Below are 15,322 nucleotides of genomic sequence, written 5' to 3'. Positions count from 1 at the left end.
CGGAATGAGCTTCGGGCTTGGCGAAGATATCGAGGCGCTGCGCGAAAGCGTACGGCGTTTCGCGACGGACCGCATCGCCCCGCAGGCTGCCGAAATCGACCGCAGCAACACCTTCCCCATGCCGCTCTGGCGCGAGATGGGCGATCTCGGCCTGCTCGGCATCACCGCGCCGGAGAGCTATGGCGGCTCCGGCATGGGTTATGTCGCCCACTGTGTGGCGATGGAGGAGATCAGCCGCGCCTCCGCCTCGGTGGGCCTCAGCTACGGCGCCCATTCTAACCTCTGCGTCAACCAGCTCGTGCGCAACGCGACGCCGGAGCAGCGCCAGAAGTACCTGCCGAAGCTGATTTCCGGCGAACATGTCGGCGCGCTCGCCATGTCCGAGCCGGGTGCAGGCTCCGACGTTGTCTCCATGAAGCTCAAGGCCGAAAAGCGCGGCGACCGCTACGTGCTGAACGGCAATAAGATGTGGATCACCAACGGTCCGGATGCCGATGTGCTGGTGGTCTACGCCAAGACCGACCCGGAAGCGGGTTCCCGCGGCATCACCGCCTTCCTGATCGAGAAAGGCTTTGCCGGTTTCTCGACCGCGCAAAAACTCGACAAGCTCGGCATGCGCGGCTCCAACACCTGCGAATTGGTCTTTACCGATTGCGAGGTGCCGGAGGAGAACGTGATGGGCACGGTGGGCCGCGGCGTCAACGTGCTGATGTCCGGCCTGGATTACGAGCGCGTCGTGCTCTCCGGCGGCCCGCTCGGCATCATGGCCGCCTGCCTCGACGTGGTCGTGCCCTACCTGCACGAGCGAAAGCAGTTTGGCCAGTCGATCGGCGAATTCCAGCTGATGCAGGGCAAGGTCGCCGACATGTATGTCGCCTTCAACGCCGCGCGCGCCTATGTCTATGCCGTCGCGAGCGCCTGCGACCGCGGCGAGACGACGCGCAAGGACGCCGCCGGCTGCATCCTCTTCTCCGCCGAAATGGCGACGAAGCTTGCACTCGAAGCCATCCAGGCGCTCGGCGGCAACGGCTATATCAACGACTACCCGACGGGCCGGCTGCTGCGCGACGCGAAACTCTACGAGATCGGCGCCGGCACCTCGGAAATCCGCCGCATGCTGATCGGCCGCGAAATCTTCCAGGAGACGCTGTGATGCCGGTCATCCCCTCGTCCGTGAACACTCGCAGCGAGACCTTTGCGGCAAACCGCAAGGCGATGCTCGGCGCGCTGGCGCTGGTGGAGGAGGCGACCAGCCTCGCCATGGATGGCGGCGGCGCAAAGGCGCGCGATCGCCACGTTTCCCGCGGCAAACTGCTGCCGCGCGACCGCATCGCGCAATTGCTCGATCCGGGTTCCCCCTTCCTCGAAATCGGCCTCACCGCCGGCCACGGCCTCTATGACGGCGCCTCGCCCTCCGGCGGCATGATCGCCGGCATCGGCCGCGTCTCCGGCCGCGAATGCGTGATCGTCTGCAACGACGCCACGGTGAAGGGCGGCACCTACTACCCGATCACCGTCAAGAAGCACCTTCGCGCGCAGGAGATCGCCGCGGATAACCGTCTGCCCTGCATCTACCTCGTCGATTCCGGTGGCGCCAACCTGCCGAACCAGGACGAGGTGTTCCCCGACCGCGATCATTTCGGCCGCATCTTCTACAACCAGGCGCAGATGTCTGCCGCCGGCATCCCGCAGGTCGCCGTCGTCATGGGCAGCTGCACCGCCGGCGGCGCCTACGTGCCCGCGATGAGCGACGAGACGGTGATCGTCGAAAACCAGGGCACGATCTTCCTCGCCGGCCCGCCACTGGTGAAAGCCGCAACAGGAGAGATCGTGACGGCTGAAGACCTCGGCGGCGGCGACGTGCACACCCGCCTCTCCGGCGTCGCCGATCACCTCGCCCGCGACGACCGGCACGCACTCGCCATCGCCCGTCAGATCGCCGCCAATCTCAACACGCGCAAGCGGGACGTTACCAAATCCGGTAACGGCGACGCCCCGCTCTACGACCCGGAAGAGCTGCTCGGCATCGTGCCAGCCGACACCCGCACGCCCTATGACGTCCGCGAAGTGATCGCCCGGGTGGTCGACGGCTCCCGTTTTGACGAGTTCAAGGCCCGCTTCGGCACGACGCTCGTCTGCGGTTTCGCCGCCCTGCATGGCCTGTCCGTCGGCATCATCGCCAACAACGGCGTGCTCTTCTCCGAAGCGGCGCTAAAGGGCGCGCATTTCATCGAACTCTGCGCCCAGCGCGGCATTCCGCTCGTCTTCCTGCAAAACATCACCGGCTTCATGGTCGGCCGCAAATACGAGGCGGAGGGCATTGCCAAGAACGGCGCCAAGCTCGTCATGGCGGTCGCCACCGCGAATGTGCCGAAACTCACCGTGCTGATCGGCGGCTCCTATGGCGCCGGGAACTACGGCATGTGCGGCCGGGCCTATTCGCCGCGTTTCCTCTGGACCTGGCCGAACAGCCGCATCTCCGTCATGGGCGGCGAGCAGGCGGCCGGCGTGCTGGCGACCGTCAAGCGCGAGGGCATCGAGCGCACGGGCGGCAGCTGGAGTGCCGAGGAGGAGGCCGCTTTCAAGCAGCCGACCATCGACATGTTCGCCCGCCAGAGCCACCCGCTCTACGCTTCGGCGCGGCTCTGGGACGACGGCATCGTCGATCCGCGCAAGACGCGCGACGTGCTGGCGCTCTCGCTCTCGGCGACGCTCAATGCGCCGATCGAGCCCACCCGTTTCGGCATTTTCCGGATGTAGAGGAGGGAAGTCCATGAACCGCGAATCGATCAATGCCAAGAACGCGCCCGACCCGCGCGGCGGCTACTCGCAGGCCGTGAAGATCGAGGATTTCAAGAGGCTGGTGTTCATCAGCGGCCAGATCCCCGTCTCGGACGACGACAAGGTGCCGGAGGGTTTCGAGGCGCAGGCCCGGCTCGTCTGGCGCAATATCGACGCCCAGCTGAAGGCCGCCGGCATGGCGAAGTCCGACCTCGTCAAGGTCACGACCTACCTTTCCGACCGCCACCACGCCACCGCCAATCGCGAAATCCGCAGCGACTATCTCGGCGCCAACGCGCCGGCGATGAGCGTCGTCATCTGCTCGATCTTCGACGAGAAGTGGCTGCTGGAAGTCGAAGCCATAGCAGCGCAATAGAAAGCCGGATCTGGGATGTTCAGAAAAATCCTCATCGCCAACCGCGGCGAAATCGCCTGCCGCGTCATCCGCACCGCCCGGCAGGTGGGCGTTTCGACGGTCGCCGTCTTTTCCGATGCCGACCGCGATGCGCTGCATGTCGCGATGGCCGACGAGGCGATCCGCATCGGCCCGGCGGAGGCGGCAAAAAGCTACCTGAACATTCCGGCGATCATCGAGGCGGCCAAGGCGAGCGGCGCCGAAGCCGTGCATCCCGGCTACGGGTTCCTGTCGGAAAACCCGGATTTCGTCGAGGCGGTGGAGGCGGCCGGCCTCGTCTTCATCGGTCCTTCGGCGAGCGCCATCCGCGCCATGGGCCTCAAGGATGCGGCCAAGGCGCTGATGGAAAAGGCGGGCGTGCCCGTCGTGCCCGGCTACCATGGCGAGCGGCAGGACGCCGCCTTCCTTGCCGGCGAGGCCGAGGCCATGGGCTATCCGGTGCTCATCAAGGCGCGCGCCGGCGGCGGCGGCAAGGGCATGCGGCGTGTCGAGCGCCCCGCCGATTTTGCCGCCGCGCTGGAAAGCGCCCGGCGCGAGGGCGAAAGCGCCTTCGGCGACGGCCGCGTGCTCGTCGAAAAATACATGACGAAACCCCGCCACATCGAGGTGCAGGTTTTCGGCGATAAACACGGCAATGTCGTGCACCTTTTCGAGCGCGACTGCTCCCTCCAGCGCCGGCACCAGAAGGTGATCGAGGAGGCCCCGGCCCCCGGCATGACGGCGGAAATGCGCGCGGCGATGGGGCAGGCTGCGGTGCGAGCAGCCGCAGCGATCGGCTATAGCGGCGCCGGCACCGTCGAGTTCATCGCCGACGTCTCCGAGGGGCTCCGGCAGGACCGCTTCTACTTCATGGAAATGAACACGCGCCTCCAGGTCGAGCATCCCGTGACGGAGGCGATCACCGGCCTCGACCTCGTCGAATGGCAGCTCCACGTCGCCGCTGGCGGACCGTTGGCGAAACGGCAGGAGGAGCTTTCGATTAACGGCTGGGCCTTCGAGGCGCGGCTCTACGCGGAAAACCCGGCGCGCGATTTCCTGCCCGCGACCGGCCGCCTCTCCGTCTTTGACCTGCCGCAGGACGCCCGCACCGATTCCGGCGTGCGTGCCGGCGACCTGATCACGCCCTATTACGACCCGATGATCGCCAAGGTGATCGTGCACGGCCGCACCCGCGCGGAGGCGTTGGCAAAGCTGGAAACGGCGCTCGAAACCTGCCGCGTCGGCGGGGTCACGACCAATGCCGGTTTCCTCGCCCGCCTCTGCCGCCTGCCGGCCTTTGCGGCGGGCGACGTCGATACGGGCCTGATCGGACGCGCGGGCGAAAGCCTGCTCAACGAACCCGACGCCTCCGAGGAGGCTTTTGCGCTGGCCGCCCTATCGGCGCTCGGCTTCCTCGAAGCCCCGGCCGATCCCGATCCATGGGCACATCTGCGCAGTTTCCGGCTGTGGGGCGAGGCGGCGCAGACAGTTTTCCTCGATCACGGCGATGCGGAACATGGGCTGCGCGTGACAGCGCGCGAAACGAACCGCTTCCATATCGAACACAACGGCATCACCACCGATATCGCCGTGCAGTCGACCGATGAACGTTTCGTCCGCGCAGCGTTCGACGACCGCGTTCTGTCTGCAACGGTGTATCGCGAGGGAGCCAATATCCTCGTCTTCTTCGCCGGCCACGCCCACACCTTCGCAATCGCCGAAGAGGCCGGCCATCATGGCGAGGCGGCCGCCGGCGGGGATCGGCTCTCGGCGCCCATGCCGGGCCTGGTGCGCATCGTCTCGGCGGAGCCGGGTGCGCGCGTCGCCAAGGGTGATGCGCTCGTCACCATGGAGGCGATGAAGATGGAGCTGGTGCTGGCAGCACCCCGCGATGGCGTGGTGGCGACGGTGCCGGTCGCGGTCGGCGATCAGGTGGCGGAAGGCGCGCTTCTCATCTCGCTGGAGCCCGAGGAGGCCGCATGAGCCGGCGCATCGAAATCGTCGAGATGGCGGCCCGCGACGGGTTGCAGAACGAGAAGGCGATCATCCCGTCTACGGACAAGATCGCGCTGATCGACCTCCTGTCGGATTGCGGTTTCCGGCGCATCGAGGCGACGAGTTTCGTGAGCCCCAAATGGGTGCCGCAGCTTGCCGATGGCGCCAAGGTGATGGCGGGCATCGCGCGTCGGCCCGGCCTTTCCTATGCGGCGCTGGTGCCCAACATGAAGGGCTACGAGGCGGCGAAGGCCGCCGGCGTCGATGAAGTCGCCGTCTTCCTCTCGGCCTCCGAAGGCTTTTCCCGCGCCAATCTCAACTGCTCGATTGCCGAAAGCATCGAGCGCGCCCGGCCGGTCGCCGAAGCAGCAAAGGCGGACGGCTTTCCGCTGCGCGGCTATGTGAGCTGCGTCGTGCAATGCCCCTATGATGGTCCGGTCGAGCCTTGCGCGGTGGCGCGGGTGACAGGGCAACTCCTGCGCCTCGGCTGCCATGAGGTGAGCCTTGGCGATACGATCGGCCGCGCCAAGCCGGCGGAGGTCGCGGCCATGCTGGATGTCGTGCTCGCCGTCGCCTTCCCGGAAAATCTCGCCGGCCATTTCCACGATACGAACGGGCTGGCGCTCGACAATATCCGCGTGGCGCTCGATCATGGGCTCACCGTCTTCGATGCCTCGGTCGGCGGGCTCGGCGGCTGCCCCTATGCGCCGGGTGCGCGCGGCAATGTGGACACGCTCGCCGTTGCCGACATGCTAGCGGCCGAGGGATACGAGACGGGGCTCGACCGGGAGAAATTGGCGGTGGCCGCGGCCTTTGCCCGGCAGATCACCGGCAAGACCGATGCCAGGAAAAGTGCCTAGCGATTTGCGCGCTGCGCAGAGGAGGTGTGGTCATGCATTTCGAAACGATTTCCGTATCTGTCGATCGGCGCGGCGTGGCATCGCTAACGCTTCGCCGCCACGCGCAGCACAATGCGCTCTCCGGCCTGATGATCCGCGAACTGACCGCTGTCGCGAGCCTGCTCGGCGAGGACAAGGCGGTGCGCGTCGTCGTGCTGACGGGCGAGGGCGAGAGTTTTTGCGCGGGCGGCGATCTCAACTGGATGAAGGAGCAGATGGCCGCCACCCGCGAGGCGCGCATCGCCGAAGCGCGCCGGCTCGCCTTGATGCTGAAGGCGCTGCGCGACCTGCCGAAACCCTTGATCGCCCGCGTCAACGGCCAGGCCTATGGCGGCGGCGTCGGCCTGATCAGCGTCTGCGACGCCGCGATCGCCGTGGAAGGCGCCCGCTTCGGCCTGACGGAAACCCGCCTCGGCCTCATCCCCGCAACGATCAGCCCCTATGTTGCCGCCCGCATCGGCCCCGCGGCGCTTCTGCGCTTTGCCACCTCCGCCCGCCTGTTCGACGCGCCGACCGCACGGGGCATCGGCCTCGTCAGCGGCGTCGTAGCGGAGACTGAGTTGGACGGGGCGATCGAGGCGGAGATCACGCCCTATTTCGCGGCGTCCCCCGAGGCGGTTGCGGCCACCAAGGCGCTGGCGCATGCGCTGGCTCCGCCGATCGACGAGAAGGTCATCGAGATGACGCTGACGCGGCTTGCCGATACCTGGGAAACGCCGGAAGCGGCGGAGGGGATCGCGGCGTTTCTGGAGAAGCGCAAGCCGGGTTGGGTGCCGATGGATTCTGTCAAATAATTCGGGCCGAACGGACGTCATCGACCCCGTTTCCTCGAAGGCGGGTCAGTCGCCTATGGAATGAAACCATTGCAATTGATCCCCTTCTCCCCCGCGGGGAGAAGGTCGCGGCAGCGGGATGAGGGGGATGCCGCAGGCACAAAGCTACGGGCACCGTCGCGCCACCCCCTCATCCGACCCTTCGGGCCACCTTCTCCCCGCGGGGGAGAAGGGGAGCGCGGCAATGTCGTCATCCTGTCCCAGGAGTTTGCGGGCAGGCTTTGCTACTCGATAAACACCCGCACGCTCGCCGCACGCCCGACGGCATCGATCACCGTCAGCGTCGAAAATCCGGCACCTTCCGGCATCCACTGCGTCGTGCGTCGGCGGGAGGCATCCGGCAATACCTTGCCGTTGGCGAGCCAGCGGAAGGGTGCGCGGCCGCCTTGCAGCTTCAGCACGAGTGGTGAGATATCCGAGCTCGTGGTGGCGCCGAGTTCCACATGGGCGCCTTCCGGCGGGTAGATGATTTCCGGCGCCGGCTCGCGCGCCACGGTCGCGACGAGGCCGCCCGTGGTGGTAGAGAAGCGGCGCAGGCTGGCGGGCAGTTCGGCCTGCGCGATGCGCACGGCGCCGGACGGCGCGCGCGGCAGCGCGGTGATGGTGACGCCGGAGCGCGAAAAGGCCTCGAAGAGGATGGGGGCGGCGGCGCCATAGCCGGTCAGGCCGGGCACGGCGCCGTTATCGGCACGGCCGACCCAGACGCCGAGCACATGGCGGCCGTCGTAGCCGACGGACCAGGCGTCGCGGTAGCCGTAGCTCGTGCCGGTCTTGTAGGCGATGCCGAGGCGGCGGCTGCCGGTCGGCGGGGTGACGCCGGACAGCACGTCGGAGACCTGCCAGGCGGCGACGGGGTCGAGCAGCGGTTCGCCCTCGATCTGCGACGCATTGCGCGAAATGCCGTCGCCGAGCCGCACCGGCATGCCGCGATTGGCGAGCGCCGCATAGAGCTGGGTGAGTTCGCGCAGCGTGACGCCGACGCCGCCAAGGCCGATCGCGAGCCCCGGCGTTTCGCCCGGCGGCAGTTCCGCATGCACCTCGGCACGGCGGAAGCGCACCATCAGCCGCGTCGGGCCGACGGCTTCCAAGAGGCGCACGGCAGGGACGTTCAGCGACAGTTGCAGCGCCTTGCGCACGCTGACATCGCCTTGATAGGTCATGTCGAAATTGCGCGGACGGTAGCCGGAAAAGTCGGACGGTCGATCTTCGACGATCGTCTCCTGCGCCACCAGGCCTTCCTCGAAGGCAAGTCCATAGATGAAGGGTTTCAGCGCGGAACCGGGCGAGCGGCGGATGCGCGTCATGTCGATCCAGCCGGCGCGGCTGCCGTCGAAATAATCCGCCGAGCCGACCTCGCCGAGAATCTCGCCGGTACGGGCGTCCGCCATCACCATGGCGATCGAGATTTTCGCGCCGAGCCGTTCGGCGGCCTCGCGGGCTACTGTTTCAAGCCCGTCCTGCACGGTGCGGTCGAGCGTCGTCCTGTGTTCGGTCGCCTTCGGGTCTTTGCGTAGCGCCATTTCCGAAAGATGGGCGGCATAGGAGGGGAGCTGGCGGCGGCGATCCGGCACGGCCTCGGCGGAAGCGCGTTCGGCCTCGCCTTCGCCGACGATCTCGGAGACCGCCATGCGGTTCAGCACGCGTTCGCGGGCCTTTTCCGCCACCGCCCGGTGCCGGTCCGGCCGGCGTTTTTCCGGAAGCTGCGGTAGGGCGACGAGGAGGGCGGCCTCGGCCACCGAAAGCCGCTTCGGCTCCTTGCCGAACCAGGCGAGGCTGGCCGCGCGAATCCCTTCCAGGTTGCCGCCGTAGGGGGCGAGGGTCAGGTAGAGATCGAGGATTTCCGCCTTGGTGAGCCGCCGTTCGAGCTGGATGGCGCGGGCCATCTGGCGCAGTTTCGCCAGCATCGAGCGGTTTTCGCGCGGCTCGATCAGGCGGGCGACCTGCATGGAGAGCGTCGAGGCGCCCGAGACGATGCGGCCATTGGTGACGAATTGCCCGGCGGCGCGCAGCAGCGCCAGCGGGTCGATGCCGGCGTGCTCGTGGAAGCGCCGGTCCTCATAGGCGACGAGCATGCGCAGGAATTGCGGATCAACATCGGCCGCCGTGGTTTTCAGCCGCCAGAGCCCGTCCGGCGTGGCGAAGGCGCGCAGCAGCCGGCCGTCGCGGTCGAGCACTTCCTTGGACACGGTGCCGGCGACCGAGATCGGCGGCGGATAGGCCTTGTCCGCATAGTCGAGGCCGAAGGCGAGGGCGGCGATGGACGCCGCCCCGCCAAGGGAGCCGATAACGAGCTTGCGCCAGAGCGCCATGGACCGGTCCTCTTACTCGGCCTTGACGACCTGCATGCGGCCGGTCGCCGTGCGGGCGGAGTATTGCGGACGGTACATGTCCTCCACCTGCGCGGCCGGATGGTCGTAGGTACCGGGGGTGACGGCGCGCACGACATAGGCAAGCGTCACCTCGCGGGTATCGCCCCCGCTGCGGTTGAAGGCAGCCACGAAGCGGTCGTAGCGGAACTCGGTATGCGCCGGCTCCACTTCGCCGACCCAGTCGAAATTCGCCAGTTTCGCGCTGTCGACGAGGCTCGGATTGTCGATCTCGAAGCCGGCGGGCAGTAGGTCCGTGATGATGATGCGCGACGGCCAGTCGTTGCTCTCCGTCACCTTCAGCACCACGACGTAGCGTTCGTTCTGCGTCGCTTCTGTGACGTTCGCCTCCTCGCCGTCGAGCGTGTAGTAGGTGCGCTCGATGGCGAAACCGTCGCCGCCGGCCGGCAGCGGATCGACCGGGGCCGCGACGGTGGTGAGCACGGCCGAGACCGGCTCGCCGGTGCGGTTGGCGACCGTCAGCGGGTTTTCAAGCAGGGCCTTGCCGGTCATCTGCGCGGCATAGCCGCCATCGCGGGCAACGCCGTTGATCTCAAGCTTCAGGTCCTTGTCGGCGTCCTTCACGGAGCGGGCGGCAAGCAGCATCCAGGTCTGTTCCTGCGTGCTGGTCCAGCGCTTTTCTTCCCATTGCTTGGCGACGATCTTCGTGAGCTGCGGAATGATATCCGGCACCGGCCGGGCTTCGGCGGCGAGCGCCAGGACGGCGGCCCCGTCACGCAGCGACGAACCGTAGTCGTTGCGCGAGAGGCTGGCGTTCAGGATGCTGTCGCGCGAGAGGCCGAGCGCATTCGAGAAGATCGTCATCGAGCGCTGGGCATCGCCATAGAGGCCGAGAGCCGCGGCGAGATGCGCGCGCGACAGCGGCGAGGAGAACTCCGAGAGCTTCGTGTCGGCATAGTAGCGCAGGTCGCTGATCGCGGCCTTGCGGTTGCGGGCAAGCACGTAGAGCGCATAGGCGATCTCGTTGCCCTGGTTGGTGACATTCACGTCGTAGGAGATGGCGTTCTGCAGGTTGGAAAGCGCCTGCAGCATGGCCTGCTCCGGCACGTCGAACTTCTGTTCGCGCGCGCGGGTCAGGAAGTCGGTGACGAAGGAGTCGAGCCAGAGATCCCCATAACCCGGACCCCAGAGGCCGAAGCTGCCCGACGAGGATTGATAGGCGAGCACGCGGTAGATGGCGTCCTGCACGCGCTTCTGCGTCTCCGTGTCCTCCGGCAGGCCGGATTGCTTGGAGAGTTCGCTGAGATAGAGCAGCGGCAGCGCCCGGCTCGTCGTCTGCTCGGCGCAGCCATAGGGGTAGCGGTCGAGCGCCATCAGCAGCGCCGGGATGTCGAAGGCGGCTGCGCGCGAGACGCTGAGGCTGACGGACGCGCCGGCAAGCTGGCTGTCGGCCAGCAGCTGGTCGTCGATCGTCAGGCTGCCATTCGCGGCGATCTCGATCGGCCGGCGCGTGGTGATCGGCATGGCGGCCGGGCGCACCGGAATGTTGAGCGCCTGTTCGAGCGACATGCCCGCACCGTTCGAGAGTTTTACGGTGACGACGCCATCGCCGACCTCGCCGCCGATCAGCGGCAGGGTGAGCGCGGACTTTGCGCCGGGTTCGAGCCGCAGCGTCTGGCCGGTGCCGGTCTGCTCGACCATCACCGACGCATTGTGCGTGATCTCGACCGTGTAGTCGCCGGCAGGCGCATCCGTGTTGGCGATGTCGAGCCTCAGGTCTGCGCGGTCCCCGGGGGAGAGGAACTTCGGCAGGCTGGCGGTCACGACGACCGGGTCGCGGATGATGACATCCTTCGTGGCGCTGCCGACACCGGTCTTCGTCCAAGCGACGGCCATGAGGCGGGCTGTGCCGTTGAACTGCGGAATGTCGAAGCTGACCTTGGCCTTGCCTTCCGCATCGAGCTTCACGGGACCGGAGAAGAAGGCGACGAGCTTTTCGGTCGGCGGGTTGCCCTGGAGGGCGCCTTCGCCGCCGTCGCCGCCGGTGCGAAGCCGCCCGGTAGCACCGAGCGAGCCGTCGATCAGGCGGCCGTAGAGGTCGCGGATTTCCATGCCAAGGCGGCGCTGGCCGAAGTACCAGCCGGCCGGATCGGGCGCTTCATAGCGGGTGAGGTTGAGGATGCCGACGTCGACGGCGGCAACCGTGACATAGGCGTCCTCGTTGGCGCCGGCACCGGCGACCTGGAGCGAGATGTCGAGCGCCTGGCGCGGCAGCGTCTTTTCCGGCACGTCGAGTGCGACGTTAAGCTTGCGCTCGGCGGGGTCGACCTTCAGCCAGGTGATGCCGATCGCGCGCATCGGCATGCGGCTTTCACGGTCCGCACCGGGACGGAACAGCGTCGCGGTGACGTAGGAGCCGGGACCCCATTCCTTGGTGATCGGGATGTTCACCTCGCCGCCCTCGGCGCCGATCGCGGCAGTCTGGGTGGCGATCAGGCTTTCGGCGCCGATGGTGATGAGAACCTGGCCGGCATGGCGTGGCGAGATCTTCAGCTTCGCCGTGTCGCCGACCGCATAGTTTTCCTTGTCGAGCGAGATTTCCAGTGCGTCCGGCGTTTCCGTCGAGGTGGCGGCGACGTACCAGCCGGCATCGAACTCGATGCTGGTGGCCGGGCCGTCCGGCTCGGCGCTTTCCACTTCCAGGCGGTAGCGGCCCCAGGTGACGGGAACCGAGATCTGGCCGCCATCCGCCGTGGCATCGACAGTGCCGTTGGCCAGCTGCTTGGTCGAAAGCACCGGCTCATACCGCCACGAGCTGCCGTCGCGATACCATTGGTAGTTCCGCTCGACGGCGAGAAGCTTCCAAGGCATGCCCTGCATCGCCTGCTTGGCACCATCGGCACCAACAGCGATGACGTTGAAATTCGCGACGCTGTTTTCCGTAAGCTCGTCCTTGAACTCAGGCTTGACGCCGATCATCGGGCCGGTCGCCTTGACCGGCAGGGTGAGCGAACGCTCGACGGCGCGCCCGCCGGCTTCCGTCATGCGCAGCGTCACGAGCGCTTCGAGGCGTTGCGTCGTCGCGGGTAGGTCGGTGACATTGACGTCGAAGGTCGCCTTGCCGTCGTCGTCGAGCACGTCGAGGCCTTCCAGCGCCGTGCTGCTGGCCTCGATCGCCTCTTCATCCGCCAGACCAAAGACATAATCGGGATAAGCGGTGTCCGCGCGCGTCGGCTTCAGCGTGACATCGCCCTCGATCTCAAGGCCCGCACCGGGCGCGCCGTAGAGATAGCGGCCTTCCACGGATACCTGCGCCGGAACGCCGGTCTCGATGGCCTTGGCCTCGCTCGTCATGTCGAATTCGATGCGATCCGGCACGAAATCGTCGACGAGGAACTGCTTTTCGCCGATCGCCGTGCCCTTGGGATCGGTATAGACCTGCATGGTCCAGGTGCCGCGCATGCTGTTTGCCTGCAACGGCAGGTCCACGGCATGGCCGCCGAGGGCGGCGCCATCGCTGACGATGCGGCGGTCTTCCACGCCGTCCGGCCGGTTGAAGACGAAGGTGAGCGGCAGTTTTTCGACGGCATTCGCCTCGATGTCGCGGGCAAGGGCCGTCGCATGCACCGTCTCGCCGGCGCGGTAGATGCCGCGTTCGGTCCAGGCGAGCACGTCGATGGCGCCCGGCGCCGGGCGGCCGGTGACGCCGCGGTCGGAGAGGTCGAAGCCGGCGCGCGTCATGTCGAGGAAGACGAAGTCGGAATCGCCCTTTTTCGCGAGGATCACGGCGGGCGTCATGGCGGCGGTGCCGCGCATCAGGCCGGCGGTGAAGGTCGCGCGGCCGTCGGCATCGGTCGTCGCGGTGCCGAGCACCTCGTTGTTCTTGGCGATCAGCTGGAGTTCGACGCCGTCGATCGGCGCTGCGCTGTCGAGCGAGCGGGCGAAGACGTTGAGGCCGTCCGTGCCGGCATAGGTGGTGAGGCCGACGTCGGAGACGACGAACCACTGGGTGGCCTTCGCTTCCCATTCGTTGGTGCGGCCGTTCGAGGCGGCGGCGGTCAGCACGTAGACGCCGGGCTTGCGCTCCGGCAGCGCCTCGTCGACCGGGAAGCTGGTCACGACGTCCTTGTTAAGCTCCGGCGAGATGTCGATCTTGCCCTGCCAGACGAGCTGGCCGCTCTGGCTTTCGATGCGCTCGGCCGAATAGCCGTCGAGCTGCGTCAGGAACTGGCTGTCAGCGAGCAGCGAGGCGATGGCGCGGTCGCCGACGCGGTAGAGCTTCAGGTCGGCGCTGTCCGTGTTGACCGAGACGATCGGGATGCCCCGGCGCGCGCTGCCCGGCAGCACGAAGCTGTCGCCGGTGAAGCGCACCATGGCGGTGCGGTCCTGCACGTAGATGTCGAGATCGACCATGGATGCCAGCGGCTCGTCGACGGCCGACGGAAGGCCGGGGCGGAAGGCGATCTTGTAGCGCTGGCCATGGGTCAGGCCCTCGACGCAGATCTGCCGATCCTTGGCTTCCACGGCCTTGGGTGCGGCGCCATCCAGCGTGACGAAGGAGGCGTAGTCGGCACCCGACTTGACGAGCGGCTCGGAGAACTCGACGCAGGCGCGCGGCGTCGCGCTATCCGAATCGATCGTGTGGTTGACGATGCGGAAACCCTGGCGGGCGCGAAGCCCCAGATAGGCCGAGCGCACCGCGACGTCGTCCTTCAGGTCCAGGCTCGCCTTGTAGGCGTTGATGCCGGCGCGGTAGTTGCTCGACTTGTCGAGCGTGTCGGCAAGCACGGCGAGCGCCCTGGCGCGGGTCTCTGTCGTGCGCGAGAGCTCATAGGCGTTGATGGCGGCGAGCGCGCCCTGGCTTGCGAGATAGCTGTTGTTGAAGGCGCGCGCCATCGACTCGGCCGTCTCCATCCAGAGATAGTAGTCGTCCGGCGCGAGCGAGAGGGCACCCCTGAAAGCGGTCAGCGCATAGTCGAACCGGCCGGATGCCGTCTCGATGCGGCCGAGCGAGGCGAGGCTTTCGGCACCCTGGCCCTGCTGGTCGGCGGCAAGCGACAGGCCGTTGCGGAAGGAGCGGGCGTCGCTCATCATATATTCGGTAATGAACGGCAGGGCGGCCGGCGCGCCGATGTCTGCAGCCGTGTCGGCCTTGACGATCTTGCCGGCAATCGCGCCCTGGAAGGGGTTGAGCTGGTTGAAGTCGCTCTTCAGGAAGCACCATTTCACCTTGGGATTGTAGGTGAAGGCGCGGCAGGAGAGGTCGTCGACGCAGTCTGCCTTGCACTGGTCCAGCGTCACATCCTGCACAGTGCGCAGATCAAAGCCGAAATAATCGCGGTTTTCCGTCGTCACGACGGTGCGCGTCTCCTGGGCGCTGGCGGGAAGGGGAGGGGAGGCCACGGCCATAAGAAGAAGTGCCGAGAAACCGAAGAATGCGCGCATAGACATCAAGTCCTCCTCAAGCAATTCCAGCAAAGGTGCAAAACGCGGTTTTGCGTCCGGAATTGCGTAAAAACCAAGCGTTAGGGCGTTTCTCGCGATTCGAAGAAAAGCGGAAATGCTCTAACGCTGCCCGTCTCGTTGCCGCCGCCACTGTCCAGACCCGGGATCGGCTTGTCAATCGAAAGACAGGGGCGCGTCGGGAAGGCCGGAAGGGGGTGGCGCATGGAACCAGGGGGAAGACGTTTCAGCTCCGCCGTTCAATCGCCGGAAATGCGAAAATTTTGCCCTTCGGCGCGTTAACCTTTTGTTAACCATATGCGCGCAGACTTGTTTTCATCGACGGGCATTCCTCTGTCATACCGCTGTAATAGCGGCTCGGTAGAACCTCGTCAGACACGAAAGTCGTGTTTCGCACAGCAGTGACCACGGATGTACTGGCACCGCGCGAAGCACTTCCCCGGCCAGGTCGGGATGAGGAAGCGGGGGGATAACCCTCGCTTTTTTCATTTCCGGCGCGCCCTCGCGCCGGCTTCGTGCTGGACCCTCCCTGACGTTTGGCCTACCCATGACGCCTTGAGAGCATTTCCACTTTTCTCCGAAACGCGAAAATGCTCTATCTTGTTGTTTTTACGCAATTCCGGACGCAAA

8 protein-coding genes are annotated in these 15,322 nt (G+C 66.7%); 6 read left to right on the top strand and 2 right to left on the bottom strand.

What is annotated here, in order from left to right; genetic code table 11:
* Positions 1–4: 4 nt before the first annotated feature.
* From AC1Q6Z_RS30850 to AC1Q6Z_RS30825, 6 genes are read left to right on the top strand one after another with little or no spacing between them, the layout of a single operon-like run.
* Positions 5–1,153 (top strand): isovaleryl-CoA dehydrogenase, encoded by a 1,149-nt coding sequence (locus AC1Q6Z_RS30850; protein WP_492650203.1) that lies wholly within the window; start codon positions 5–7, stop codon positions 1,151–1,153.
* On the top strand, positions 1,153–2,760 hold the full coding sequence (locus tag AC1Q6Z_RS30845) for a carboxyl transferase domain-containing protein (RefSeq protein WP_492650195.1): 1,608 nt from the start codon (positions 1,153–1,155) through the stop codon (positions 2,758–2,760). The genes AC1Q6Z_RS30850 and AC1Q6Z_RS30845 overlap by 1 nt, the downstream gene beginning before the upstream one ends.
* A gap of 13 nt (positions 2,761–2,773) precedes the next feature.
* Positions 2,774–3,157, top strand: a complete 384-nt coding sequence (locus tag AC1Q6Z_RS30840; RefSeq protein WP_327506415.1) for a RidA family protein — start codon at positions 2,774–2,776, stop codon at positions 3,155–3,157.
* A 15-nt stretch (positions 3,158–3,172) separates the two neighbouring features.
* On the top strand, positions 3,173–5,158 hold the full coding sequence (locus AC1Q6Z_RS30835) for an acetyl/propionyl/methylcrotonyl-CoA carboxylase subunit alpha (protein ID WP_492650194.1): 1,986 nt from the start codon (positions 3,173–3,175) through the stop codon (positions 5,156–5,158).
* Entirely contained in the window at positions 5,155–6,030 is an 876-nt protein-coding gene (locus AC1Q6Z_RS30830) for a hydroxymethylglutaryl-CoA lyase (protein WP_492650193.1), read from the top strand. Before AC1Q6Z_RS30835 ends, AC1Q6Z_RS30830 begins: the two co-directional genes overlap by 4 nt.
* A 32-nt stretch (positions 6,031–6,062) precedes the next feature.
* Complete coding sequence (locus AC1Q6Z_RS30825; protein WP_492650192.1) at positions 6,063–6,863, top strand: crotonase/enoyl-CoA hydratase family protein; 801 nt, start codon at positions 6,063–6,065, stop codon at positions 6,861–6,863.
* Positions 6,864–7,126: 263 nt separating this feature from the next.
* On the opposite strand, the gene pbpC is transcribed toward AC1Q6Z_RS30825, so the two are convergent.
* Positions 7,127–9,211, bottom strand: coding sequence for a penicillin-binding protein 1C (pbpC, locus tag AC1Q6Z_RS30820; protein ID WP_492650191.1), 2,085 nt, complete (start codon positions 9,209–9,211; stop codon positions 7,127–7,129).
* Positions 9,212–9,223: 12 nt separating this feature from the next.
* Complete coding sequence (locus AC1Q6Z_RS30815; protein ID WP_492650202.1) at positions 9,224–14,674, bottom strand: alpha-2-macroglobulin family protein; 5,451 nt, start codon at positions 14,672–14,674, stop codon at positions 9,224–9,226.
* Positions 14,675–15,322 lie beyond the last annotated feature (648 nt).

This window comes from Shinella sp. GW835-FHT14H05, from assembly GCF_058793575.1.
This window is presented reverse-complemented; position numbering and strand designations above follow the sequence as displayed.